Origin of the sequence: Sphingobacterium sp. UBA5670, assembly GCF_002420705.1 — a bacterium.
Lineage (GTDB): Bacteria > Bacteroidota > Bacteroidia > Sphingobacteriales > Sphingobacteriaceae > Sphingobacterium.
Genome location: NZ_DIIM01000029.1, coordinates 56,408 through 82,288, shown reverse-complemented (window position 1 = coordinate 82,288; position 25,881 = coordinate 56,408). Strand labels below are relative to the sequence as shown.

The following is a 25,881-nucleotide window of genomic DNA, read 5'->3' as shown; positions in this document are numbered from 1 at the left end:
TTACCGGGTATATCGGAAAACGACTTTTGCCTGTATTGCTGGAACAGGGGCATGAAGTTATCTGCTGTGTGAGAGATAAAAACCGTTTTGATACATCGGCAATCCCGGGACCTGTTGAAGTTGTCGAAGTCGACTTCCTGGATCAGGAGACCTTAAAAAATATTCCGCCTGAAATTGACATCGCTTATTTCCTGATCCATTCCATGGCCACGCAGTCGGGTGATTTCCAGCAAATGGAAGCGCAATGTGCGACCAACTTCCGCAACTTTATGGAAAAAACCAGCGCGCAGCAGATCATTTATCTGAGTGGAATAATTAATTCAGATCACTTATCGAAGCATCTCGATTCGAGAAGAAACGTTGAAAACATCCTGGCTAGCGGGCGTATTCCGATCACCACCCTGCGGGCAGGCATCATCGTTGGCTCCGGGAGCGCATCGTTCGAGATCATACGCGACCTTGTGGAAAAACTTCCGGTGATGATTACGCCTAGATGGCTCAAGACGAAATGTCAGCCTATCGCCATACGCAACGTGATCGAATTTATGATCGGCGTTATCGCCAATCCGCATACCTTTAACAACAGCTATGATATCGGCGGTCCAGACATCCTTAGCTATAAAGAGATGTTGCTGCAATATGCTGCCGAACGAAAACTTAGGCGACACATTTATGTGATCCCGCTTATGACACCGCGGCTTTCCTCCTACTGGCTTTATTTTGTGACCTCCACTTCCTATAACCTAGCCAAAAATCTGGTCGATAGCATGAAAGTGGAAGTGATCTGTAAACCAAATCGTCTGGCCGAGGAATTGGGTATCCAGCTGATCAATTACCGCGCATCCATCCAGTTAGCTTTTCAAAAAATTGAAAGCGACAATGTGGTTTCCAGTTGGAAAGATGCCCAGACCAGTCATATCTTATCGGGCGGACTCACCCGGCTGCTGGAAGTGCCCAGTTATGGTTGCTTTAAGGATTTCCGTACGGCCCCTCTTCCTAATAGTGAAGCATCGTTGACCAAAATATGGTCCATAGGCGGCAATTCGGGCTGGTATTATGGCAACTGGCTCTGGAAAATCCGTGGATTCATGGATCAATTAGTTGGCGGAGTGGGGATGCGGCGAGGACGAAAGAATAAAAGTGACCTGGCGGCCGGCGATGCACTTGATTTTTGGCGCGTACTGATCGCAGATAAAAAAACAAAACGATTGCTGCTCTACGCCGAAATGAAACTCCCGGGAGAAGCATGGCTAGAATTTAAAATCGAAGATAATCTCCTGCTGCAGACCGCGACCTTCAGGCCCCTGGGCCTTGCCGGAAGGCTCTACTGGTATGCAGTATGGCCTTTTCATGGCTTCATATTCAGGGGCATGATCAATAGAATTGCTAACACGTAGAAAAGTATTTGTAAACGATGATTTATAATGAACAGGCCATTGCGGCATTTGAAAGAAGATACAGAGCTCATTTTATCAAAATGTATTCTTTATCTTTGGCCTAATGGACATTAAGAAAAAATTTGGCAGTGCCTCTTTTGGCGAAGACCTTATCTTACAGGCATTGAGCTGTTCTCCCGAGCCTACATCAATCTATACTGGAACAGAGATGACCATCCAGTTTGCCAATGCGGGTATGCTTAGCCTATGGGGCAAAGATGAATCCGTTATTGGAAAGGCGCTGATCAGTGCTATTCCCGAACTGGAAGACCAGCCGTTCTTATCTATTCTGCAAGAGGTTTGGCGTACGGGCAAATCCTATTCCGTAAAGGAGGCACCAGCTAGGCTTATAAAGGATGGTGTTCCGGTGACAGATTATTTCGATTATGAATATAGGGCCCTATTAGACCAAAACAATAAAACCTGGTGCATTTTAAACACCGCCCGCAACGTTACGTTAAGAAGGCAGCATCAGCAACAAATACAGGAAAAAGAAAAAAAGGAACAAGGGCTTATGGAGGAGATGGCAGCAACGCTGGAAGAATTGACTGCTACAAATGATGAGCTCAACAGTTCCTTACAACTGCTGGCAGAAAGCCGTGAGCAGGTGCGGACAATTATTGAGCAAGCACCGGTTGGCATAGCAATGCTTAAGGGGCCAGAGTTTATTATAGACATCGCCAATCCAACCATATTAAAGATCTGGGGCCGTCATTTGGCGGAAGTGCAGGGCCTGCCCCACGAAACCGCAAGGCCCGAGCTGCAGGGCCAGCCCATGACCCAATGGCTCCAGGAAGCATTTGAAAAAGGTGTACGAAAAACAAATAATGAACTTTCCATACTGCTGCACCACAAGGACGGATTGCGGGAGGCTATCGTAAACTCCATCTATCAACCTATTTTTTCAGCTGATAATAAAGTAACGGGAATTCTGATCATCCTCGAAGAAATTACCGATCAAGTTCTTGAACGACGGAAAAGTGAAAAGGACCAACAAATGTTATCCATGGCTATCGATGCGGGAGAGCTTGCAACGTTCTATTATGAGCCTGAGGTGAACCTGTTCTCCGGAAACGCACTATTAAAATTATGGTTCGGCTTAAGCGATGAGGATCAACTGGATCTATCTGCCGCTATTAATTCCATTGTAGAAGAGGATCAGGAACGTGTAATGGCTGCCATCACTGAGGCACTGAGCGAAGAGTCGGATGGCAATTACTTTATTGAATACCGTATCGTCCATCCACAGTCCCCGAACGGCAGGCTCGTGCAAGCACGTGGTAAAGTGTTTTATGATGCCAAGGGGAAAGCCGCAAGTCTGAATGGTACACTAAGGGATATTACCGAACAGAAAGCTGAGGAACAGCGGAAAAATGACTTTATAAGCATCGCTAGCCATGAACTGAAGACACCCCTGACCTCTATCAACGCCTATCTTCAATTGATGCAGCGTCAGGCACTCCTGACAGCAAATACGAATTACCAGGACCTTACATTGAAATCTCTTAAACAGGTTCGCAATATGAAGAACCTCATCAATGGATTCTTGAACATTTCGCGGTTCGACTCCGGCAGAATGACGATCGAAAGAGAAGTATTTGATCTGAAGGAATTATTTGCTGAACTTGAAGATGAATTTAAATTAAGGATCCACTCCCATCAGATTGTCGCTGACCTGACGCAAAGTGTATCCATTAACGCAGACCTGAATAAGATTGCGCAGGTAGTCCAAAATCTGGTAGAAAATGCAGCCAAATATTCGCCAATAGGAACCCAGATTACATTTGGCTATCTGGCGGAGGAAAACAAGGATATCGAAATTTTTGTCAGCGACCAAGGCATGGGAATTGCCGAAGAAGACCGCGATCAGATATTCGAGCGATTTTACAGGGCAGGAAAAGATCGGGTCGGAACAATCTCGGGATTTGGCATAGGCCTTTACCTCTGCCGTGAAATTGTAGAACTGCATAACGGACATATCGCTGTGGAGAGCAACTCAGCCGGCGGAACCACATTTAAGGTACGGCTTCCTACGCAGTAAGTTCCACCCCCAACTTCGCCGCCATGATGTTATCTAGCGGTACGGTTGTGTCCCTGCACAAGATCAAGCAATAGGGATCTTTGCTTCAAAGCGCTGATCCGACTAATTTAAAAAGTATGAAAGGTTTCCAAGAAACCTTTCATACCTATCAAATAAAAGCATTAAACCTATTTTTCCAGGGGAAGTTTGACCCCCTCCTTGATTTCGTCATTGGCATGCAGCAAGATCTGATCACTCTTGTTTAGCTTACCAAAAACTTCGGTAGAATCATGCGTGGATACACCTTCTTTGATATCCACAAAATGTGTCTTGCCAGCTATAAGCTGGATCACATACTGCCTTTCTGTCGAACGTACAATACTATTGGATGGCACCAATAAAGAATTGGCTCCGGCAGACAATGGAATATCCACTTCACAATATAAACCGGGCTTGAGTTTGTTATCCGAGTTGGCGACATCTACCTCTATCGCTTCGGACTGCATGGCGCCCAAAGAATTTGCCGAACGCGCAATCATCCCTTCAAATACCTTATTCGGTTTATTATTAAAACGATAAGCTACCTTTTTCGAAAGATCAACTTTATCAACATAGGTCTCAGGGATCTGTACTTCCAGCCTTAATTTGTTGAGATCCTGCAGGATCAAAAGGGGTTGATCATTTCCTTTTCCCGGTCCGACCAGTGCTCCTTCAGAAACGTTACGCTGTACAATCACACCATTGAATGGCGCTTTGATATTCAGATAAGACTGCAGCATTTCAACCTCTTCCACATTTGCTTTTTCCGACATAGCTACCGCTTCATCCCCTTTCATCTTTGAAAGCGCATTGTCCAGATCAAGTGGTGATACCGCTCCTTCTTCCTGTGCGGCATTTTTGAGCCTTTTGTATTTATCCTTACTTGCAGAGGCGGTCTCCTGTGCCTGCACAAAGCGCGAATGCGCCGACTGTACCGCAGCGAGCATTTCTGGTGCCTCCAGCTGCATCAGCAGCTGCCCTTTTTTGACTATTGCTCCTCTGTCCACATAGATGTGCTTGACAAAGCTGTTCATTTTGGCGTAGATATTTACCTCGTTAAAAGGTTTGAGCTTACCAGGTAAACGCACACTGCTGGACATGACTTTCTCCTGTATTACTGTTGTTTGATAGGTACTGGCTTTAGCCGGATTTTTCGGCGTCAGATCAATCGGCTTTTCGGTGTGACCGCAAGCGGAAAGTAAGCCCACCAGTATTATTAAATAGCCTATTTTTTTCATCCCTTTGGTTTTCTTGTTCATTTCTCAATTATGTCTTTAAGGCATACATGCTGCCTTTGGCGATTTTATATTTTTATACGATTCTGTTCCCGTTCCATAGTAACTTCCTTCTATATCATCGCAGTTCGTACTGCTGGATGTCGATTCCGAAAGAGCACTATATTTTTTAGTTTACACTATACGCTTCTTTTTCCATCAATGGCTTCCGATAATCAGGCTCATCCTGCGGCAAGAGTGATTCGGAGTCGAACTTGGATTTTTCCTTCATCCACACAAACAGGAGCGGCAGAATAAAGAGAGCTGCAAATGTGGAGGCAAACAGGCCACCGATAATGGCCCGGCCCAATGGAGCCGCCTGTTCACCCGTCTCTCCCATTCCCATGGCCATGGGAATCATACCGGCAATCATGGCCATACTGGTCATCAGGATCGGACGTAGCCGCGTTGTCGCACTGGCCAGCGCTGCTGTCCTGGCATTACGAAAGTCCAGCCGCAGTACTTCCGCATTGGACACGATCAGGATCGCATTGGCGACGGATACCCCCGTAGACATAATCATACCCATGTAAGATTGCAGATTGAGTGTAGACCCTGTGAGCAAAAGCATCGCCAAAGATCCTAAGATCACTGCAGGAATAGTGACCAATGCGGTCAGCGAAAGCTTGACACTCTGATAATTCGCCGCCAACAGCAGAAATATTACAACAACTGCGCAGGCTAGCCCTAATTGCAAACTACCCATGGTATCGAGCAATAGTGTCGACATCCCCTTCATTTCCACCACAACACCACGCGGCGGAGCCGGGAGTTCACGAATAGCTTGTTGCACATCGGCTGTTGCTGTCCCCAGGTCCTTCTTATGGATATTTGCCATCACGGTCAAATACCGTCTTGGCCCCTGCCGGTCATACTCACCCGGTAAATATTGTGTATTGAAACTGGCGATATCGCCCAAGGTCGGTGTGAGCTGCCCTTTCACGAGTGGAATTTCGCGCAGCTCGTCCATTGTATTCATCACATATTCAGGCACCTGCACCTGTACCTGATAGGTATAGGTATTGTTTTCATCGAGCCATTGGATCTTCTGCGTAAATCGGCTCGATGACGTACTGGCTGTTACCGACCGGGCAATATCATCCATCTGCAGACCAAGCTGTGAGGCTTTGAGGCGGTCGATGGCAATCGAAATGGTCGGCAGCCGGAGGGGCTGCGCGATCTGCACATCACGCAGATAGCCGATATGCCGCAATGAACCGACAACCTTATCCGCGTAGACCTTCAATTCGTCCATTTTCTTACCTGCGACACGCACTTCGATCGGTGTCGCAGCTCCCTGGCTCATAATCTTTTCGGTCATATCAATAGGTTCAAAATTCAGACGCAAATTGGGGAGTTTGAAGTGGATGTTACGCCGTAAAACATCTTTGAGTTCGTCCATATTGACATGATAGTCTGCATTCAGGTTGACCTGAATAACAGCTTCATGCGTCCCGGTATTGAATACATAGAGGTTGCTGACCCCATAGCTGCTGGGCACTAGGCCTACATAGGCCGAACTGATGGCAACCTGATGGTTGACCGTACTATCGATTACTTGCAGGACCTGTTTGACGGACTCTTCGGTACGCTCCAGCCTGGTTCCATCGGGCTCTTTGATCCGCAACTGAAACTGCCCATTATTAACTTTGGGCATCATATCCTTGCCGATGTAGACAAATGCCGCCGCCGCACAAGCCAGCATGAGCAGCAGATAACCGATGATAATTTTACCCTTATGGCGCATGCTGCGATATAAGCTATAGCGATAACGCTTTTTGATCTTATCGAAAAAGCCCGGAGAGTCTGACTTGAAGTGCCCGATATGATGCTCTTTGAGCAGCCAATTGGATAAAATAGGTACCAAGGTCTGCGCCATGAAATAAGAGGCGATCATTGTCAATCCAATGGATAAAGAAAGTGGCAAAAACATGGCCCGGGGAATTCCCGTCATCATAAAGGAAGGTGCAAATACAGCCAAAATACAGAACAGGATCAAGAGCAGCGAAACAGCGATCTCCTGACAGGCATGATAGATCGCCTTACGTTTGTGTGTACCCTGTTCCTGATGCTGGTGTATGCTTTCGATGGTCACCGTGGCCTGATCGACCAGGATACCGATGGCTAGTGCCAAACCGCTCAAGGTCATAATATTGATGGTCTGGCCAAACAGTGTGAGCAGCAAGACACCGATCAAAATGGACACTGGTATGGTGACGATCACGATCAAGCTGCTTCGCCAGTCGCGCAGAAACAAGAGTACCATCAGGCCAGTAAGCAAAGCACCGAGCCCACCTTCGTGTAAAAGACTCTGCACCGAATTCATAACCGCTACGGACTGGTCAAATTCGTAAGACACCTTGACATCTTCAGGAAGCAGGTTCTGGATTTCCGGCAGCTTGGCCTTTAGGTTGCTGACCACTGCCCAGGTGGAAGCATCTGAAGTCTTAACGGCAGGAATATAAACTGAGCGCCGACCATTGATCAGTGCGTAACTGACCGTCACATCCGAAGCGTCCGACACGCGTGCGACATCTTTGATATAAATCGGGATCCCATTTTTTGTCAGAATAGGAATATTGGAGAAATCTGCAACATTCTTGATCAGTGAATTGATGGTGGTCACATACATCGTATTGTTGAGGTGGAGATTGCCTGATGGTGACATCACGTTAAATTTGGATAATGCCATCACCACTTCGTCGGCAGTCAAGTTGTAACTCCGCAATTTATTAGGGTCTACATTGACCGTGATCGTCCTGGAGTTGGCTCCAAAGGGTGGCGGTGCGGAGAGGCCCGGTACCGCAGAAAACATGGGCCGCACCAACGTGCTCGCCATATCGTAGATCTCTTTGAGGCTTCTTGTCTTGGAAGAAAGGACCAGCTGCCCCACAGGTAAAGAAGAAGCATCAAAACGAACTACCTGTGGTGGCAATGCCCCTGGCGGGAAAAACTTCATGGCCCGGTTTACCTGCAGCGCCACCTGCGCTGAGGCTTCGGCCATATCGGTATTTTCGTAGAAACTAAGTTTTAAGAGCGTAAGGCCCTGAATATTTTTGGCGGATATATTTTTGATTCCGTTGACATAGAGAAACTGATCCTGCATCCGGGAGGAGAAAAAACCTTCCATTTGTTGCGGGGACATCCCACCGTAAGATTCAATGACGTAAATTGTCGGTGAATTGAGCTGCGGAAAGATATCAATCGGTATTTTCAGTACGGCGAGTACCGAAAAGAGCAGCAGGCTCAGGGTGATGATCACTGTGGTAATCGGCCTTCGTAAAGCAGCTGTGACAAGTGACATAAGTAATTAGTTAAAAAGTTGAAGAAAGCCATCGACATTGTTTTGTGCCACCACCTGATGGAACAATGCCAGATAATAATTATACTTGGCGGTGATATAATCGCGCTCTGCCTGATTGAGCATATTTTGGGCAACATTGACCTCCACGATATCAATCAGTCCATTCTTATACAAGGAAAACTTCTGGCGGTAAGCGGCGTTTGCAGCCTTAGTCTGACGCGGAATTTCCTTCAGACGTCTTTCAGCAGTCTCCACTTCCGTGGTAGACTGTGCAATATTCATGGCGATGTTGGCCTGTTGTTCCTGTAGCTTTTGCCCAGCCTCGTCTACCATAAGGCGTTGCGTATGGAGTTTTACCTTTTTACGGCGCAGGTCAAACAGGTTGTAGTTGATCCCCATACCAACGAGGTAATTACCACGTTGCAGGCCAAAGCCATCGGCTAGTGACCCATAACTATTATCACTTTGAACACTGGATGCCCTTCCCCAGACGGCCCCCGAAAGGAACAGCTTGGGACGGTAACTATTGGCGACCAGCTTTTCTTCCATTTTCGTTTTGTCGAACAACGCATTATAGTAGGCTACCAGGGGATGCTGGCGGCCACCATCGAGTTCAATGGGTGCATTTTGTACCTGCTCGAAAAGAATCTTTTCGGCAGTGGTATCCGCTACAATTTGCGCTGGGGACATACCGGCCAAAGTAGCCAGTTGAATTTGCAACTGCTGCTGCTGATTGTCCAGTTCGATAAGGCTAAGCTGGCTTCGCGATATTTCGGCATCCGCCATACTGGTATCCACTCCAGCCCGAATACCACTTTTGACCAGCGCAAATATCGACTGACGTATTTCCTGATTACGGGCTATACTGCGCGATTGAATTTCGATCAGGTCATGCAATTTTAATAACTGCAGATAACTATAAATCGTGAAGGACTGCAGGTCATACTTAGACTGCTCAAACCGACGGTTCTCTACGGTCACCTCCGACTGCGCGAGCTGGTCTTGGGCCTTGAATTGACCAAAATTATAGACCTCCCATTGGAAGGCAGCAATACCAAGATTGCTGCTCACAGCCTGATAATTATTATCGGCACGGATACCACCATTATTGGTCGGTACCAAGCCAAATCCGAAGTAAGGCCCGGGCACATTATTATTGGAACCGACGTCTGCCTGATACGACAGCTGGAGGCTTGGCAGACGGTTGTTTTTGACTTCGGCTGCGCGGGCCTGCTGTACCTGCGTACGCACGTAGTCGGTACGTAAGGATGGCGCATGCTGCGATACCGAAGACAGCAGCTGGTTGAGTTTGATAGGCACATGGTTCTCCTGGCCATAGCTAAAAAAGCTACAGCAGAGCAGCACATGCCCCAAAAGGACAAGTTTCTGAAACATATAAAAAGCTTATTTTAAAATAAATGAATGTCTGTAGTCCCACTGGGACCCATTCAGTACGATTAAAATGGCTTTTTTATCATAAAGTGAGCTGAAGATTACGCAGGTATAGCCGATCTAGCGGCAATAAGGCCTTGGACAGGAAGTTGCCCATCGAAAACGTGCTGGAATTTGGAAAGAACGTGTTGAAAAAGTGGGTAATGAAAAACTCCTTTACTTTAGCAACAAAGTGACGAAGTGGCGAGAGCGTCAGACAGACACTATCTTTGACATCAACCCAATCCAGGTATTCCTGTTTCCGTTTACTGAAGGCCTTGATAACGGTGATAAACTCATTCTCCCCTTGCGTCTTTGCCTGATGATAAAGTGAAAATCCGATCAAAGGCTTCACAATCAACAGCATCGCACTTATCAGTAAGAGAAATTGAAATATGACTCGTCTTAACATAGGTTGTATGATATCTAATGCACACCATTTCGATTGATGTACGATACAAATATAAACAATGGTACCTGATCTTAATGTAACATTGACGTAGCGAAAGCTTTTGTAAACATCATGTTGCAATTGCGTTCCTCCGGGTAAAAATCAAGCGCCAGCGATCGTCTAGCGGCAACCCGCAACATCATCCGCTCGTCCACCTGTTTCAGGTATTTGGAAAAAACATAAGCAGGCAAATTTGTCTACATTTAATTGCCTTTAAATGACTTTTCTTTTTTTGGATAGGTTTACTTTTGTCGCAAATGTATCCCGTTCGGGATTGAAGAAGAGCAAAATGAAGAAAGAATCACGCATCATATCGCTCATTGTTGGTGGCACACTACTTATGGAGATGCTCGACACCACAGCGATATCAACGGCCTTACCCAAAATGGCACATGATTTTGAAAGCAATGTAGTACAACTCAGTGCGGGCATTACTTCGTATACGGTCATGTTGGCCGTATTTATTCCAATCAGCGGCTGGATTGCCGACCGTTACGGTGCAAAAAAAGTTTTTAATACAGCAATTATAGGATTTATACTATCGTCCATCGCCTGTGGGCTGAGTACCAACTTAACAGCTTTCGTGATCGCACGTATCTGTCAAGGTACAGCCGGAGCACTGATGGTACCTGTGGGCCGTCTCATTGTACTAAAGCATACCGCAAAGAAAGATCTGGTCGATGCGATCGGCTATATTGCCTGGGCCGGATTATTGGGTCCTATTATTGGTCCCGTATTGGGCGGATTTTTTACGACTTATTTTAGCTGGCACTGGATTTTCTTTATCAATGTACCCGTCGGGGTATTTGCGCTGTGGGCAGTCAATAAATTTATTCCAGCGATGGAATCTGAAAATATCCGCCCACTGGATATTATCGGCTTTTTTATCAGCGGGATCGGTCTCGCCGGCATCATGCTGGGTACTGAAATGATCGGTGCAGCCAAAGGAGATTATACCAAACCCATTGTTACTATTGTTGTAAGCTTTGCGCTAATGGCCGTTTCCATCTGGCACTCCAAACGTATCAAGTACCCATTGATCGATTATAGTGTCCTCAAGATAAAGACATTCAGGGTTACGGTCTATTCTGGATCGATCACTCGAATGGTGATCAATGTTGCTCCGTTTATCCTGCCGCTTATGTTACAGCTGGGTTTTGGACTGAGCCCATTTCACGCAGGCCTCCTCTATATGGCCAACATGCTGGGCAGTATGAGCATGAAGCCCGTAGCCATATGGATCACACGAAGATTTGACTTCCGTAAAGTCTTGATCGGGAATGGAATTATTTTAACGGTGTTTACGGCCGGCCTTTCGCTGCTTTCCCTACAGACACCGATCTGGCTTGTCGCCATTGTGTTCTTTTTCTCCGGACTTACACGTTCGCTTCAATTTACAAGCCTTAACACCCTGGCCTATGCAGACATACCCAATGAGCAGATGAGCAATGCAAATACGCTGTATAATACGGCGCAGCAAATGGCACTTGGTATGGGGATCGCCTTAGGAGCAGTAACTCTTCACCTGGCCAGTAGTTATTATCAGGATACCATTTATCAGATGCGGGATTTCAGCCTGGCATTACAGTTAATTGCAGCCTTGTCCCTCCTATCTTTAATTGAATATTTCAAAATCAAACCGAGCGACGGCAGGAATTTAAGGGGCCTTACAGCACAAAAAGAAGTGCAGAAGGCCGCATAAGCCTTTCTACTATATTTTAGCTAAACTTTTGGGACTGTAGCCAAACTGTTTTTTAAAAGCAGAGGAAAAATGAGAAAGATCTTCAAAGCCCAAATCAACAAAGATGTCAGAAGCAGATTTCTTTTCTTCCTTTAAGAGATAATGTGCTTCGTCCAACCTTTTTTTGAGCATCCATTGATGCGGCGAGGTTTGAAAAATCTTTTCAAAATCGCGCTTAAACGTGGCAAGGCTCCTACCCGTGAGGCGGGCAAAGCGCTCCAAATTGACGTTGTACCTATAATTCTGGTTCATAAACGCTTCAAGGTCTATTTTATGCGGTTCGGAAAAATCAAACAGGATATTTTTGAGTTCAGGTTTCGTCTGAAGGAGGATTAACAAGAGTTCCTTGATTTTCAGGTCTGTCAGTGATTTGGTATTCAGATTGCTCGTGAGCAGGGTGCGCAGCGAAGCGATAAAATTTTCAAGCACCGAATTGACATCAATTTTAACCAGCACATTTGCTTTCGTTACATGTTCGGACTGCAACTGATATTCCTGCGCAAAATTCTTTAGATTTTCATCACTCAAATAGATATTCAGGCTTTCACAGGTGCCATTTGGTGGTGGAATTTTCGCAAATTTCACCAGCTGGTTTTTCCTGATGAGATGAAAATCCCCCGGATTGGCAATATACTTGTCTTTGTTGTCTGCCAGTATAAAACTACCCGACATCTGGTATGAAATCGTATGCTGAGCCACAAAGTTTTCTCCTTTTCGGCTCACTTTGTGGTAACAGGAATAGACAATATCCGAATTTTCTATCATTAGCTTATTGATCAAGACAAAGCGCTGTCCACGCGACAACGCTTTATCAAATTTATAAAAAATTAGCTTAGCACAGCTTTGATTTCAAGATAAGGTTCCAGACCATATGCGCCATATTCCCGACCTATACCCGACTGCTTAAATCCGCCAAACGGAACGAAAGGGTCGTGACTGAATCCATTGATACAGACTCGACCGGCGTCGATTTCCGAGGCCACCCGTATTGCCCTTTCCCTATCTGCCGATGTGATGTAGGCTGCCAATCCGTAAGGGGTATCGTTGGCAATTTCGATTGCCTCTTCTTCCGTTTGATAAGGAATAATACACAAAACGGGGCCGAAAATTTCTTGCTGCGCAATGGTCATATCATTGCTTACATTTGTAAAAATGGTCGCTTTTACAAAGTTTCCGTCTTCCAAGCCTTCAGGTTTCCCCAAGCCGCCAGTCAATAATGTGGCGCCTTCCTCGATTCCAGTTTTAATATAATGCTGTACCCGATCAAACTGCTTTACGCTCACCATCGGACCGATGTTTGTGTCGGCATGTTGAGGCAGACCGACCACTATACGTGCTGCAGTAGCCTTTGCTATTGCATTAACCTGATCCAGTTTGTGCTGCGGTACCAGGAGTCTTGTTGGGGCAATACAGGCTTGTCCACTGTTCATGTAAGCACCATATACGGCCATCGGAATTGCAGCGTCCAGGTCAGCGTCATCCAGTATAATATTGGGCGATTTTCCACCTAGTTCCAGCGTGACGCGTTTCATGGTATCTGCCGCCCGTTTAGCGATAGATTTTCCGACGGCTGTCGAACCCGTAAATGATATTTTGGCCACTCCGGGATTTTCGGTAAGTTCCGTTCCAACGACATTTCCCAGACCTGTTACCACATTTATGACCCCTTTAGGTAAACCTGCATCGTGAAAAGCTTCCATCAGCACATTCGTCTGCGACGCACTCATTTCACTGGGTTTGATGACTACCGTGCATCCTGCTGCGATTGCTGTAGCGACTTTGCTAGTTACCGAACTGTTGCTGGCATTCCAGGGCGTAATGATAGCGACCACACCTACAGGCTGTAAACGCACCGAAGCAGCATTAATTGTTCGTTCAAATTCAAAATTTTTGAGTACTTCTATCATACTGTCAAACCAGGCTCCGGTATGCTCGTTGCTCATTGTGACAAATTGGTGAGTCCCACCATATTCTTCGATCATTGTACTGATAAAATCCTGTTTTCTCTTTTCAATGGCGATTTTCAGTTTTTTTAGGTAGCCTATACGTTCCAAAATGGTGGATTTTGAAAATTTCCGGAAGGCAGCTTTTGCGGCTGCGATGGCATTTTTTGTGTCTATTGTATCGGCTAAGGTGACTTCACCGATCTTTTCATTGTTAGACGGATTGATGAGATGATAGATCTCTGTTCCGTGAGGAGTTACAAATTCCCCGTCGATATAAATCTGATTGACTGTTTTCATTTTGTTAATTTTATAGAACAAAATTAGCGGTACCATTTTGATTCAACTTGGTAAAAAAGCTCAATTATACTTGGTAAAAAAGCTCAGGTCCAACAAAACGCGCATATCCAGTTAGAGAACTAAAGTATAGTGTTTACGGACTCGGAGAATGCCTAACCTTATTATTTATGCCAGCCATTTTCGAGGTTGGCCTCATGATGGTTGTAACTTTTAATTGAAGTTATTTTTCTGGACCTAATAAGAATAAAATTCAGACTCAGCCTTCCCTGACAGACTTGGAGCCCAGCTCTGCCAACGACGAACACTGCGATTTGCTGAGTATATTTTTACGGTGGGAATTTATGGTATGCACAGACACGGCCAGCAGCTCGGCAATTTCAAGTGTACTTTTCCCGCAGAGTACAAGGTGTAGCACCTCGGGCTTAATTTTTAAAACATTTGAAATACTGTCACTCACAAATTCCATTTCTACGCTCGCAATATTCACGATATAATAGTAAAAATCGCCCGGATTAAAAAATGAAGCATCGTTTTCAAGACCAAAATAAATGCATTACCGAATTTGACGCTGCAGTATGGGTCTAGACTTGAGAAATTGCCCAAATTTTATCACGATGCTAGAAATAGAGAATCGCTGTTAAAGATTATCAGGAAACTTAAAAGTAAGGTAGGCTAATCGTTATTATTACGGCCATAATAAACGCTTGTAAAATATTAATTAAACCCGGATGGACATAATTTGGCCACTAAATATTCAAGTTCGTCCAGTTCAAATGGTTTAGCCAAGAAAGCGTCGGCTCCACAAGCATCAGCTATAGCTTTGCCATGGAGGCTCGCCGACATCATAATCACTTTTATGAAGCTGTATTTTTCGGATGCCTTGAGTTGGCGCACAATGTCGTCCCCGGCCAGCCATGGCATCTGTAGATCCACAATCAACAGGTCAGGCTGTCTTTCGTATATGGTAGACATGAGTTCCGGGCTATGGGCAACGGATATGACCTCCTGGTTTTCGTTCGCTAATGCAAGCCCCAACACATCTAATATAAGTGTATCGTCTTCGCAAATAATTATTTTCCTCTTCATGATTATGCTGGCTTGATTTATCGTTTTTAAAATATCACTTTGATAGGTTATCACCCTAAGATATTATGCCTTTCCTTCAACTATGGTTTGTTAGCACAAAATAGGTAATTTCCCTGTTGCTTCTATATTCGCTATTTTTTTCATTATTAAGAGTAACAGTTTTTTATTTGGTACAATTTAAATTTCATATTGTTACGTATATTTCATTAAAAAAATTAAAAGCGGACTACACGTAGTAGCCCGCTTTTTGAAATAATCAATTTTAATGTAAGATCAGGTGAATAACACCATTCGAACTGTTATTGTTTTGATTATTTGATGACCACATAAAACATGAGTTCCAATTTTTACATTTTTCTCATTGCAGCATTTGCTACTGTGGGGGTCATCATACGGCAATTTAAGATACAGGAAACCATTTGGGCTTCCATTGGTGCCATCCTGTTATTGCTCTTCGGACTGATCTCATTCCAAGCTGCCTGAACAGGCATTGGCAAGGGACTCGACGTTTAACTTTTCCTGATAGGGATTATGAGTTTGGCAGAATCTGCCCGTCGGGAGGGGCTTTATTGGCGATTTTAATTTAAATGATTATGGATTTTTATTTTATAGGGGATCTAGCCTTCTTTGCGCGGCAGGGTAAAAGAAATATCGGTGCCCGGCCCCTCTTTATCGAGTATATGGATCTGACCACCGTGGCGCAATATGATATCGGCGCAGAGAAAGAGCCCGATACCGAAACCTTCAATATGACTGTGACCATTTGAGCGATAAAATTTCTCAAATACTTTTTTCCTATCCTCAGGTTTTATTCCCATCCCAAGGTCACTTATCAGTACGGATATTTCATGCCGATCTGCTGTCATCTTGATGTGTATAGGTGAATTTTTATCACTATATTTAATGGCATTATTGATCAGGTTGGTAATTACCTGTCCGATACGATAACCATCAGCCTCCAGAAATACCGTATCATCGGGCAGATGTAAGTGCAGATCACTCTCGGGAAATATGAGCGCAGCATTTTGGCTTATTTCAATGATAAGCTGGGTCAAATCTATCGTGGATTTATCGAGGTCGATTCCTTTAGCCATTACCATCACGGGGGCGACCATTTCATTGAGGAGACGATTAATACGGTCAGTGGCTTTGAGTGCATTTTCTAGGAGTTTATTTGACAAGGCATTTTCTTGTGCTGCCAGCTGCCTATCGAGAATCTGCAAGGTTCCTTTGACGGATGATAGCGGTGTCTTGATTTCATGCATGGCGATGCTCAACATCTCGTCGCGAAGAATCTCTAGCTCCTTTTTCTCTGTGATATCAAGCGTCGTTCCCGAAATTACCTGCGGGCCGCCATTCTCGTCATAAGTCACCCATCCACGTGCCTCAATCCAATGGATACTATCATCACCATGTCTAACACGATACTGTGCAATATAGGAGATTTGCTGCTCAATAGCCCTTGCGACACTCGCCTGCATTGCTTCCCGGTCTTCATCCACAATACAGCCCAACATATCACCATAGCTAAATTCTTTTGCTGTATCCCAACCAAAATTTCTTTTGCATTGATCCGTACAGGACATGTAATTTTTTTCCAATAGGCTAACTTCCCAAAAGCCCATACGAGCCTGTGCGAGCGCCTGCGCGAGATGTTTTTGGGATACTGTAAAAGTAGAATCCGCACCGTGCAAGTTAATCATACAATTGATAGGATTTAAAAGTGCTTGTCAACGAGGTAAAGATACATATTATAATAATCTTAGCATTATTATTTTTACACCTAAAGATATCCTATAAAACTTGGTTTTTTTTTAACTATCTTAGTTAGCAAGACTTTGGTGTTAAAGGAGGCTGAAGCCCCCATTCAGCCATCCTTAACAATCAGCAGAAATGAAATTCTGTCTTACTAACTAGAACAGCTTGAAATTGAGATCGTTTGCCTTATAATAAAAACACGAACATCTATTTATTGTAGTACTTTCAAAGCACATAGCCCGAAGCGACTTAAAACCAAAATTAGCTATTTTACTGTAACCAGGAATGCCTTTTTACAGCTTAATTCATCTAGAGACGATTATGCATAACTGGAGCAGAATCATTTTGCTGATGCTGCAAATTGTACCGTTTATTTTAGTTTTATCAGCAAAAGAGATACATTTGAACATAAACAAACGCCCTTATGAATAGTGCTACTTCCATTTTCGAATCGAACCACAAAAAATTAGGCCTGATTTCTTTCGACTCCTCTTCGCTTAATCTGGTGAACGGCGAAACTTTCCGCCATTACATCAAAGTATTGCTCATTCCAGCGGGTTACGCACTAACGGTGGACTTCACTGCATATGAAACCCAAAATCCCACCTTGCTTTTCATCAATACCAATCAATATCTTGACATCCAGTCGGCCAATGCGAATGAAGCTTTTTTAATTCATTACAACAGGGATTTTTACTGTATTCAGATCCATGATGAGGAGGTTGCCTGCGACGGACTTTTATTCAATAATATTTTTGAGAACCCGGCAGTGGACCTGCACGGCGATGAGCTGCACAGCATATCCCAATTATTCGCTCAGATCAGCGATGAACTTCATATTCAGGACCGTTCATCTGAAGAAATGATCAGAACTTACCTCAAGCAGATTATCATCCGTGCAACGCGACAGTGGAAAAAGCAAAACCTCCAAAATGAAACGCTCGATCTTGTCAGTACGGATCAGGATTTTTTCAGGAACTTCAGCCGACTAGTCAATATCCATTACAAGGAAAAACACAGTGTGGCCGATTATGCGGACCTGCTGAACCTGGCTCCAAAAACACTCTCCAACAAATTCCATAAACTCAATCTTGAAAATCCGAACGAGATGATCAAAAACAGGATCGTCCTTGAAGCCAAACGCCTGCTCCTTTACAGCGAGCTTACCATAAAGGAAATCGCCTATCAATTGGGCTATGAAGATCCAGCTTACTTCAACCGGATTTTTACGCAGAAATCAGGGAAAACTCCCGCAGCTTTTCGGAAAGAAATTAAAAATTAGCCTACAAAAGGAAAAAAGTACAATTTTTATCGACTTTTTGCTCTTTATTTAGATTGCCTATATGACATACCTTTGTCCTATAAGAAATTAACAATCAAAAATAAAGAGTATGAAACGTAACGCTACCGCCGTTTGGAACGGCACCATCAAAGAAGGAAACGGACATCTGACCACCCAAAGTTCCGTTCTGAACCAGACTCAGTATTCATTCAATAGCCGTTTCGCTGAAGGCGTCGGAACAAATCCCGAAGAACTCCTTGCTGCTGCCCATGCAGGGTGTTTTACAATGAAGCTGAGCCTGGATCTCACCCAGGCAGGTTATACCCCCAAAAGACTGGAGACAAAGTCCATCATTACCTTGGATAATGGAAAGATCACACAGTCCGAACTGCTACTTGATGCAGAAGTAGACGGTATCTCAGCGGAAGAATTTGAAAAAATTGCCCGCGAGGCCGAAAGAACCTGTCCTGTAAGCGCAGCATTCAGCTTCAAAATCATCTTGAACATCAACCTTAAAAAATAATCACAATGAAATCACTCTATTCAAAAGTTTTCACATTGGCGGCACTCGTCAGCTTAAATTCCAATATCATGGCACAATCAAACCCAGCAGCTCAGGACCCCAATATCGGCCGGGAAACAAGAGCATTCTTAAAAGCTTTGAACAGCGGCGACGGAAAACCGCTGGAAACCCTCTCACCAAAAGACGCCAGATTGGTGTTGGTGGGCGCCCAAAATTCGGTAAGCTTCGATTACTCCGATATCCAGGAATCAGAAAGAACCATTACGGAGGACGGACAGACCGTAAAAATACATATCGTAAAACCCAAGGGGGCACAAGCCGGACTACCCGTATTTATGTTCTTTCACGGCGGCGGATGGGTATTGGGCGACTACCCTACCCACAGAAGATTGGTTCGTGACCTGGTTGTCGGCAGCGGAGCAGTAGCCGTTTTCCCAGATTACACCCCATCTCCCGAAGCCAAATTTCCGGTAGCCATCAACCAGGCTTATGCTGCAACAAAATGGGTTGCCAGTCATGGACAAGAAATCGGGGTTGACGCCAGCAGGCTTGCTGTTGCTGGGAATAGTGTGGGTGGAAATATGGCCGCAGTGGTGGCACTGATGGCCAAAGACAAAAATGGCCCCAAACTCAAACAGCAGGTACTTTTGTGGCCAGTCACCGACTCCGACTTCAGCAGGGCTTCGTACACAAAATTTGCGCAGGAAAGATTTCTGACAACGCCGTTGATGAAATGGATGTGGGACAATTACCTGCCTGACTTAAAAGAACGCGACAACAAATACGCCTCACCACTGAAAGCTTCCCTGGAAGAACTGAAAGGTTTGCCTCCTGCACTTGTTCAGGTGGCCGAGAATGATATTCTGCATGATGAAGGTGTCGCCTATGGAAGAAAATTGGATGATGCCGGAGTACCAACGACTGTTACAGAGTATAAAGGTTTTATCCACGATTATGGGATGCTGAACCCACTAGCGCATATCCCTGCTGTACAGCAATCTGTGTTGGATGCAGCGACCGTTTTACGGAAAGCACTGTTTGTGAAATAAGATAAACTTCACAAAAAATAACACCAAATAGTTTACCCTGTTTGGTGTTATTTTGATTGCTCACAAAATCTTTTCCAATTCATTTCTGTGATCCTCGCCCCATTGTGCTGTTACCTCGATGACCGGCATAAGGCTTTCCCCCAGCGCAGTCAGTTCATATTCTACTTTCAGCGGAAGCTGATCAAAGACAACTTTATGGATTAATCCATGTTCAATCAACTGACCAAGCTGCGCATCCAGTACACGGCGAGTTGCATTGGGGATTTTCCGCTGCAGCTCACCCGGGCGCTTGATACCTGAATGAATCGCCCAGAGCAGGTTTATTTTCCATTTCCCCTGAACCACCTGTAGGAACAGATGTAAACCGCAATCTAGATTGACCGGAAGCTTTTTTTCGTACATAGCTGCTATATTTTACGAAGGTATAAAGTGGGTATAGATAAATTTATCCGTAATTGACACGGGTACTTTATGCCCTTAACTTTGCGACAAAGTAAATATAAAAATATGAAATACAAGTTATTTGGAGCAAAAACAGGGCTGCATGCCAGTGAAATAATTTTGGGAGCAGCCAACTTTGGTACAAGAAAAGGCTACGGAGCCGATCCCGAAGAGTCAAAAAAGATTTTAACAGCTTATGCAGATGCAGGGGGTAATTTTATTGATATATCGGATGTCTATCAATTTGGAGAGGCAGAAGAAATCGTAGGCAACTATCTACAGGGGCAGCGAAGTAACTTTATCATCTGCTCAAAATATACCCGAAGTAGTGACCCCAAGCCTGCCATCAGTAATTTTGGGAATAACCGTAAGTCTATGCGGCAGGCTGTTGAACAAAGTCTAAAAAGATTGAAAACGGACTACATCGATATTTATATGCCTCATTATGATGATGGTGTAACTCCATTGGAAGAAATAGCTTTGGGACTTCAAGATCTGGTCAGCGAAGGGAAAATAGTGTATGCGGGGCTCAGTAATTTCCCGGCATGGAAGGCGTCGGCCATTGCCTCAGCAACAAAACTCACGGCTTTACAGATAGAATATAATCTATTGCAACGTACCGCAGACCGCGAACTGATCCCGATGGCAACGGAATTTGGTCTGGGTGTGATGATGTACTCGCCACTGGCTGGCGGAATGCTCACCGCCAAATATAGAAAGGGAGAAGCCGGTCGCATCAGTCATTCTTCTGAGGCTGCATATGCTGAAAACGAGAAAACCAAACTGATCATTGATGAACTGGTAGCAATCGCAGAAAAACAGGAAGCAACGCCCGGTCAGATCGCTTTTGCATGGAATTTATCAAAAGAAGCCTTTCCACTATTGGGAGCACGCAATATCAATCAATTTGAGCAAAGCTTGAAAGCGGCTGAAATAAATTTGACAGTCGATGAGCTGACCAAACTAGATGCTTTAAGCTCCATTAGCCTCGGGTATCCGCACGATCTGCTGAATTCTGTGCGCGGTTAAGTTCCCGAATAAATAACGATGTCCTAATTATTAAACCAATCCCAGTCAATATTATACTTTGCCACACTGTGTTGCAGAAATGATCTTAATACCATGTTTGAAATTGTATGTCATCTCTAATGGCCAAGAAACACCTCTGTACGTTCATATTTCGGAAATATTATTTCGGAAATGATTAATTGGGGTAGAGAACATCGAAAAATGATTGTGAAGCAGATTTATAATCGCATTATTTGTACTACCATAAGCTAAAAAGCCGCTGATGGTAGTACATATGAAATGCTTAGAAAGTTATCTAATGAAAAGATTGAAAAGTTCTTCAGCTCCAGCGTTGAACTTCTTGCCATTAACATAAAACGAAGGAGTCCCATTAACTCCGCTGATAACTCCGCCCTGAAAATCGGCATCGATTTTATTCACCAGCTCCTCTTTTTGTATATCAGACTTAAACTTTTCCATATCTAATCCTATTTGTTCTGCTATTGTAAAAAGATACTGGTCGTCAAGATACCGCTGATTTTCGTAAATAGCATCGTGCATTTCCCAAAACCTGTCCTGCAAAGAAGCAGCTTCTGCAGCGATCGCGGCCGGAAGCGCATATTCATGCATTTCTGAGAGTGGGAAGTTTCTAAATACAAATTTCACCTCTCCGCTAAATTTTTTCAAGAGCTTCTTTAGCACAGGATAAGCGGCTCCACAGTAAGGACATTGATAGTCACCATACTCTACGATAACTAAATCGGCATTTAGGTTGCCTTGGGCGTGGTCAGTAATACTGACAGGTATTTTTAACGACATAACTATTTTATTTTAAGATTTTCAAGAGCTTCCAATATTCCATCTGCACCGGGATTTACTGCCGTCGGTGATTTGTAGCTCCATTGGATGATACCTTCTTTATCGATTACAAAAAGAGCACGGTTGCACTGACCTTCATTCTCATTATAGACATCGTATTTTTCTGCAACCCCTCCCTTTGGCTCAAAGTCTGCGAGTAGCGGAAAGTGTAGGTTACGGGACTGCGAAAAAGCCAGATGGCACCATTTGCTGTCCACAGAGATTCCGAACAGTTCTGCGTCATACTTTTTAAAGTACTTGAGCATTTCATTGTACAATGCCATCTGATCACTGCAGACTGGACTCCAATCGGCAGGATAGAATGCTAAGATCACGTTACGGCCTTTAAATTCGGATAATGTAACTTTCTGATCTGGTGTTGCAAATAATGTAAAATCTGGTGCAACAGTATTTTTTTCTAACATAATTTTATTCTTTAATATTTGGTATAGGAAATATAAATGCTGCTACCAGTAGAAAAAAAGCCGGCAAAATCAGTGTCCACTTTGCAAGTATGTCCAGAAATACTGGGGCGATATAGGCTCCGGAAATAAACCCTATCCAAAGAATTAATAAATGAATAACATTGGATCCATAGGTCGCCCTATCTTCTGCGCTACTGCTCATAGCATACATCGCCGAGTTCTTTGCCAGACTGTTTAACGTTCCTGTCACAAAATCGGCATTTACATTTTGCTTTCCTACCGAAGTAACGATTGTGTTCATCACGCCCATTGAAAAGCCGACAACGACCAGCGAGCTATAACTCGGTATCTGATAATAGCTACCAACGATACTGTAAGTGATTAAAATGCCCGCCACAATAAAGAATTTGGATGAAAATTTTTGCTGTCTTTGGCACTGCGAGAGACATGTGCCCAGGTAGATACCACTTACAAAGCTCCCTATTACGCATCCGGATGAGCTGATGACTTCTACTGTTCCTGTGGCAATCGCTGTTCCAAGCTGCGTCGTATTGCCGCTCATAAAAGAAACATAGGTTTTCCATTTGATCAGCCCAACTGCATCGATATATCCAGCTATGAAAGTAAGCAGTATCGCTAATTTTTCTTGTGTGCCTATTTTGTCAGCGTACAGAAAAACCTTCTTTTCAGGCAGCATAAGTTTTATTTTTCAGGTTGAATAAAAATCTTTTTTGTTGGAAATTTTTCAATCTCACCTTCCGTCAGCCCAAAATTTGTCACCACCACATCTTTAGGATTGCCTGAAAGCCATTCGCTCAGATCAATCGACTCGTATTTACCACTGTTAAATCCGATAAGAACTCGGCACACGGTATCACCTGTATTTTTAATGTAGTGTCCAGCTCCCATGGGTACGTAGCCCACGTCACCTGCATTGAACTGTTCGGTGACTACAGTACCCTCGGCAAGAAAAACAGACATCTCCGCCTGGCCCGAAATATAATACTGCCACTCGTCGGCATTCGGATGCCAGTGCATTTCCCGAAGTGCCCCAGGCTGCAATTCAAGAATAGAACCGGCCATGGTCGTGCTGATCGGAAACTCCTTACTTGTGACCAATCGCTGGAGACCGCCCCCGGGAATGATTCTAGGCTGTTGAGCGTGAAGCGGGTAACGATGTAGATTAGTAAGTTCTATGTCAGATTCTTCTGGTCTTGCAGCAGCATTAAACGACAATTCATCCGGGACAATACCTGCGGCGAAATAGGCTTCTTTTTTCGGCAGTGCAGCAACTTCTTCCAATGTCAACCCTAAATTTTGTGCTACAATTTCTGGAGGCATACTGGCAACGAAGTCAGTTACGCTAAACGTGTGGTCTTCGGAAAAATTACCGTTGTCAAATATCAGGATGAAGTGACATTCTTCAGTTCCTGTTGCCTGTATCGAATGTCCATAACCTTTCGGAAAATACCATACATCACCCGGTTCAAAATTGTCGGTATAGCTATGACCGTCCGGATGAATAATGGTCGTACGAACGGTTCCTGAAATGACGTAGGCCCATTCCGCAGCATTTGCATGCCAATGGAGCTCTCGCATACTGCCCGGCTGTAATCGCATCGACACACCTGCGATCCCGATCGAAGCTGGGAAGTCAGTCACAGAAGCACCTCTGGTGGTGCCACCATCGTTTGTACGTGGTTCTTTTTTTTCTAATTCGTACTTGAAGCTTAATGATGTCGTTTTCATAATATTGTCTTTTTAATGATTGATATTCCTGTTTTTTACTATAGTAAATTTACCGAAGAAAGGACTCTGCTGATGTTGATTTTCGGCGAACAGGCAGATATGATCGTTGAAACAGGGCTATAGCAAGACATTCGTCCTTCAAATGATCACTCAAATGATCCGTTTATCGGGAGCCACTTCTAGACTTACTTTTTTTAAATGTAGGCATTCAGCGATAAGCTGGCTTGTGCTAATTAGGGCAATCTAAATGGGCTAAGTTGAAAGGCTTATAAAATTGATGGAGCATCTTTAATTGCTCCTTAACAAAAAAGTGAGCCATGGAGCTCACTTCTTTATATTTTTTGGTAAGGAAATTTTAGGATTCAATAAAGGCTAGAATATCCCTATTGATCGTAGGAGCCTCTGTTGTAGGCATTCCGTGCGGAAAGCCCGGGTAAGTGATCAAGGTTCCGTTCTTTAAGAGTTTAGCAGATTTAACGCCGGCATTTTCATAAGGAACAATCTGGTCATCCTCACCATGTAGAACTAAAACTGGGATATCAACGGATTTTAAATCTTCCCTGAAATCTGTTTCAGAAAAAGCTTTAATACCCTCATAATGGGCAACAATGCCCCCCATCATCCCCTGTCTCCACCAGTTTCTCCGAATTCCTTCCTTAATATCAGCTCCCGCTCTATTATAACCATAAAAAGGAAGTGTTAGATCGATATAAAACTGTTGTCTATTGTTTAAAGTCTGATCCCTGATATTATCGAATACCTCCATTGGCACACCATCGGGATTACTTTCATTTTGTACCATGATCGGAGGAACAGCACTGATAAGTACAGCTTTTTTTGCTCTTCCTTTCGAATATTTGCTCACATAACGAATTACCTCACCCCCGCCTGTTGAGTGACCGATATGAATGACATCTTTGAGATCAAGGAATTCAACAAGTTCGGCAGCATCAGCAGCGTACTGCTCAATGGTGTGTCCGTAAATATCCTGACTCGATCTGCCATGGCCTCTCCGATCATGAGTAACTACGCGATACCCTCTCTGTAGGAAGAAAATCACCTGTGCATCCCAGTCATCAGAAGATAATGGCCAGCCGTGGTGAAACATCAATACTGGACCCTGTCCTTGATCTTTGTAAAAAATTTCTGTTCCGTCTTTTAGTTTTAAAGTGCTCATAGCTATTTGGTTTAAATGTGAATATGTATTTTCTTTTTGCTATCATAAAACTACACGAACAATTAGCCAATTTCAAAAATCATTCGACGAATGGGCAAAATGAGTCGTTAAATAGACAACAAAAAAGATCATCAAGCATGGCCTGATGATCTTTTCAATTACGTATTGTTAAAGTAGAACTTAGTCCGTATAGCTTGCTAATAAACGTTTAGCTTCCTCGACGGCTGTGGTAAGGATCTGCACGACTTCGGTTAAAACACCTTCCGATAAGGTGTTCTGTTCGGTTGTAAGTTCAAGTGTTCCCAGCTTATCATCAAGAACAGGAAGCAATCCCATAATGGCGACGCTGGTTTTAAAATCATGTGCTCTTAATTTAAATTTGGAGAAATCTTGACTTGCGTAAGCAGCCTTTAGTTCCTGAAGCTGGCCTGGAATTTTTTCAATAAACTGGCGGGTGACTGTCCGCTCGAAAGCACTGTCTCCCCGGCTCACCGTGTGCATGTAAGCCAGATTTAAATAATAGAAATCTTCATTATCTTTAATATCTTGGATCTGCTGTTTGCCACCGATCCCTAGCCCAAAATCT

The 25,881-nt window shown here is 44.1% G+C and carries 23 protein-coding genes and 1 pseudogene; 8 read left to right on the top strand and 16 right to left on the bottom strand.

All coding sequences use genetic code 11. From position 1 onward, the window contains the following. Both B3C94_RS22060 and B3C94_RS22055 read left to right on the top strand, forming a co-directional pair. Positions 1-1,397: SDR family oxidoreductase (locus B3C94_RS22060; protein ID WP_293907843.1), on the top strand; the 1,397-nt coding region annotated here is incomplete at its 5' end. 103 nt (positions 1,398-1,500) lie between these two features. Beyond that, complete coding sequence (locus B3C94_RS22055) at positions 1,501-3,477, top strand: PAS domain-containing sensor histidine kinase (RefSeq protein ID WP_293907841.1); 1,977 nt, start codon at positions 1,501-1,503, stop codon at positions 3,475-3,477. 167 nt (positions 3,478-3,644) lie between these two features. Here the strand turns inward: B3C94_RS22055 and B3C94_RS22050 are convergent, their stop codons facing one another. The 4 genes from B3C94_RS22050 to B3C94_RS22035 form a co-directional block, all read right to left on the bottom strand. Continuing rightward, positions 3,645-4,754, bottom strand: coding sequence for an efflux RND transporter periplasmic adaptor subunit (locus tag B3C94_RS22050; protein ID WP_293907839.1), 1,110 nt, complete (start codon positions 4,752-4,754; stop codon positions 3,645-3,647). Positions 4,755-4,899: 145 nt separating this feature from the next. Continuing rightward, the gene (locus B3C94_RS22045) at positions 4,900-8,073 is read right to left on the bottom strand and encodes an efflux RND transporter permease subunit (protein ID WP_293907837.1); all 3,174 of its coding nucleotides are present in this window, start codon (positions 8,071-8,073) and stop codon (positions 4,900-4,902) included. A gap of 6 nt (positions 8,074-8,079) precedes the next feature. Next, positions 8,080-9,468 carry a TolC family protein gene (locus B3C94_RS22040; protein WP_293907835.1) on the bottom strand — a complete coding sequence of 463 codons (1,389 nt, stop codon included), beginning with the start codon at positions 9,466-9,468 and terminating at the stop codon, positions 8,080-8,082. Positions 9,469-9,547: 79 nt separating this feature from the next. Continuing rightward, on the bottom strand, positions 9,548-9,916 hold the full coding sequence (locus B3C94_RS22035; protein ID WP_293907832.1) for a hypothetical protein: 369 nt from the start codon (positions 9,914-9,916) through the stop codon (positions 9,548-9,550). 256 nt (positions 9,917-10,172) lie between these two features. Here B3C94_RS22035 and B3C94_RS22030 point away from each other — a divergent pair, with 256 nt between their 5' ends. Then, positions 10,173-11,657 (top strand): DHA2 family efflux MFS transporter permease subunit, encoded by a 1,485-nt coding sequence (locus tag B3C94_RS22030; protein WP_293907829.1) that lies wholly within the window; start codon positions 10,173-10,175, stop codon positions 11,655-11,657. A 9-nt stretch (positions 11,658-11,666) separates the two neighbouring features. Here B3C94_RS22030 and B3C94_RS22025 read toward each other — a convergent pair whose 3' ends face one another. The 4 genes from B3C94_RS22025 to B3C94_RS22010 form a co-directional block, all read right to left on the bottom strand. Continuing rightward, entirely contained in the window at positions 11,667-12,461 is a 795-nt protein-coding gene (locus B3C94_RS22025) for a helix-turn-helix domain-containing protein (RefSeq protein WP_293907827.1), read from the bottom strand. Positions 12,462-12,523: 62 nt separating this feature from the next. Next, a complete protein-coding gene (locus B3C94_RS22020; RefSeq protein WP_293907825.1) occupies positions 12,524-13,939 on the bottom strand; it encodes an aldehyde dehydrogenase family protein in 1,416 nt (471 codons plus the stop codon). Positions 13,940-14,195: 256 nt separating this feature from the next. Next, positions 14,196-14,426: a helix-turn-helix transcriptional regulator gene (locus B3C94_RS22015; protein WP_293907823.1), complete on the bottom strand. Its 231-nt coding sequence runs from the start codon at positions 14,424-14,426 to the stop codon at positions 14,196-14,198. A 227-nt stretch (positions 14,427-14,653) separates the two neighbouring features. Next, positions 14,654-15,025, bottom strand: coding sequence for a response regulator (locus B3C94_RS22010; RefSeq protein ID WP_293907821.1), 372 nt, complete (start codon positions 15,023-15,025; stop codon positions 14,654-14,656). Positions 15,026-15,358: 333 nt separating this feature from the next. On the opposite strand from B3C94_RS22010, the gene B3C94_RS22005 reads away from it, so the two are divergent. Beyond that, positions 15,359-15,508: a hypothetical protein gene (locus B3C94_RS22005; protein ID WP_293907819.1), complete on the top strand. Its 150-nt coding sequence runs from the start codon at positions 15,359-15,361 to the stop codon at positions 15,506-15,508. Between the two features lie 134 nt (positions 15,509-15,642). Here the strand turns inward: B3C94_RS22005 and B3C94_RS22000 are convergent, their stop codons facing one another. Then, the gene (locus tag B3C94_RS22000) at positions 15,643-16,728 is read right to left on the bottom strand and encodes a PAS domain-containing sensor histidine kinase (RefSeq protein ID WP_293907817.1); all 1,086 of its coding nucleotides are present in this window, start codon (positions 16,726-16,728) and stop codon (positions 15,643-15,645) included. A 479-nt stretch (positions 16,729-17,207) separates the two neighbouring features. Here B3C94_RS22000 and B3C94_RS21995 point away from each other — a divergent pair, with 479 nt between their 5' ends. The 3 genes from B3C94_RS21995 to B3C94_RS21985 all read left to right on the top strand — a co-directional run bounded on the left by B3C94_RS21995 (position 17,208) and on the right by B3C94_RS21985 (position 19,637). Then, the gene (locus B3C94_RS21995; RefSeq protein ID WP_293907815.1) at positions 17,208-18,065 is read left to right on the top strand and encodes a helix-turn-helix domain-containing protein; all 858 of its coding nucleotides are present in this window, start codon (positions 17,208-17,210) and stop codon (positions 18,063-18,065) included. A 109-nt stretch (positions 18,066-18,174) separates the two neighbouring features. Then, positions 18,175-18,588 carry an OsmC family protein gene (locus tag B3C94_RS21990; protein ID WP_159332985.1) on the top strand — a complete coding sequence of 138 codons (414 nt, stop codon included), beginning with the start codon at positions 18,175-18,177 and terminating at the stop codon, positions 18,586-18,588. Between the two features lie 5 nt (positions 18,589-18,593). Beyond that, positions 18,594-19,637 carry an alpha/beta hydrolase gene (locus B3C94_RS21985; protein WP_293907813.1) on the top strand — a complete coding sequence of 348 codons (1,044 nt, stop codon included), beginning with the start codon at positions 18,594-18,596 and terminating at the stop codon, positions 19,635-19,637. A gap of 60 nt (positions 19,638-19,697) precedes the next feature. Here the strand turns inward: B3C94_RS21985 and B3C94_RS21980 are convergent, their stop codons facing one another. Further along, entirely contained in the window at positions 19,698-20,039 is a 342-nt protein-coding gene (locus B3C94_RS21980) for a winged helix-turn-helix transcriptional regulator (RefSeq protein ID WP_293907811.1), read from the bottom strand. A 105-nt stretch (positions 20,040-20,144) separates the two neighbouring features. On the opposite strand from B3C94_RS21980, the gene B3C94_RS21975 reads away from it, so the two are divergent. Next, positions 20,145-21,107, top strand: a complete 963-nt coding sequence (locus B3C94_RS21975; RefSeq protein ID WP_293907809.1) for an aldo/keto reductase — start codon at positions 20,145-20,147, stop codon at positions 21,105-21,107. 291 nt (positions 21,108-21,398) lie between these two features. On the opposite strand, the gene B3C94_RS21970 is transcribed toward B3C94_RS21975, so the two are convergent. The 6 genes and pseudogenes from B3C94_RS21970 to B3C94_RS21945 form a co-directional block, all read right to left on the bottom strand. Continuing rightward, a complete protein-coding gene (locus tag B3C94_RS21970; protein ID WP_293907807.1) occupies positions 21,399-21,905 on the bottom strand; it encodes a DsbA family protein in 507 nt (168 codons plus the stop codon). A 2-nt stretch (positions 21,906-21,907) separates the two neighbouring features. Beyond that, positions 21,908-22,369: a redoxin domain-containing protein gene (locus B3C94_RS21965; RefSeq protein WP_293907805.1), complete on the bottom strand. Its 462-nt coding sequence runs from the start codon at positions 22,367-22,369 to the stop codon at positions 21,908-21,910. Between the two features lie 4 nt (positions 22,370-22,373). Next, positions 22,374-23,066 (bottom strand): YoaK family protein, encoded by a 693-nt coding sequence (locus B3C94_RS21960; protein WP_293907803.1) that lies wholly within the window; start codon positions 23,064-23,066, stop codon positions 22,374-22,376. 5 nt (positions 23,067-23,071) lie between these two features. Beyond that, complete coding sequence (locus tag B3C94_RS21955) at positions 23,072-24,118, bottom strand: cupin domain-containing protein (RefSeq protein ID WP_293907801.1); 1,047 nt, start codon at positions 24,116-24,118, stop codon at positions 23,072-23,074. 355 nt (positions 24,119-24,473) lie between these two features. Further along, positions 24,474-25,295 (bottom strand): alpha/beta fold hydrolase, encoded by an 822-nt coding sequence (locus tag B3C94_RS21950; protein ID WP_293907799.1) that lies wholly within the window; start codon positions 25,293-25,295, stop codon positions 24,474-24,476. 180 nt (positions 25,296-25,475) lie between these two features. Further along, positions 25,476-25,881: pseudogene (locus B3C94_RS21945) on the bottom strand (hypothetical protein); the annotation flags it as partial.